Raw genomic sequence first — 667 nt, forward strand, 5'->3', positions numbered from 1 at the left:
CAGCCAACGCTACGCGCCTTTTGTGTTACTCGCTGGCGCTCAAACATTAACACAAAATGCGCTCCGCGCTGGCTGCGCCTGCGCTGGGCGTTATACACAAGGTGGCATATGTATCAGTATGAATTTATTCAAAATATGATTCGACTGATTCCAGTAATCATGTTGCTGCCGAGCTTTCTGGCTCTCCTACGGTTTAAGTGGTATTTACGCCTCGGGGCTATGTTCTTTTTGGGATGGATTGTAGTTGCAGGGTCAACCTTACTGTTCTGGGAGTATTCAATCATGTATGCGCCAAACGAAGAGATCAAAATGGATTTGGCTCAGCGGGATGGCGCTCCAAAGGTATTTGGCACATTGTTTGGCTGGGTTTACGGTCTTATTATACTGTTTATCTTTGAGTTAACTCGGTTGATTTATCTCGGAGTGAGGAAGGTCCATAACCAGCTCAGGCAACAAGGTGTATAACCAGGCGCTGCTGAGGGACAGTTTACTTTATGCACCTTTATGCGGCTCGCTACGCTCGCATTCTCGCACAAAGGTGCATAAAGTAAACTGCCCCAGAGCGCAACGTTAATTGCGACGTGAAGTCGTATAAATTTCTGTTACACACTCTGATAAATCACAGGAGGTTATTTCTCAGAACGATGTAACCCGATGTTCTACCATC

1 protein-coding gene is annotated in these 667 nt (G+C 46.2%); it reads left to right on the forward strand.

Annotation, left to right across the window (positions count from 1 at the left end; all coding sequences use genetic code 11):
• On the forward strand, window positions 1-465 hold a 465-nt coding region (locus tag FDY93_RS19315; RefSeq protein WP_220446268.1), incomplete at its 5' end, for a hypothetical protein.
• Window positions 466-667 lie beyond the last annotated feature (202 nt).

The sequence above is a fragment of the Microbulbifer harenosus genome (genome assembly GCF_005771435.1).
GTDB classification, from domain to species: Bacteria; Pseudomonadota; Gammaproteobacteria; order Pseudomonadales; family Cellvibrionaceae; genus Microbulbifer; species Microbulbifer harenosus.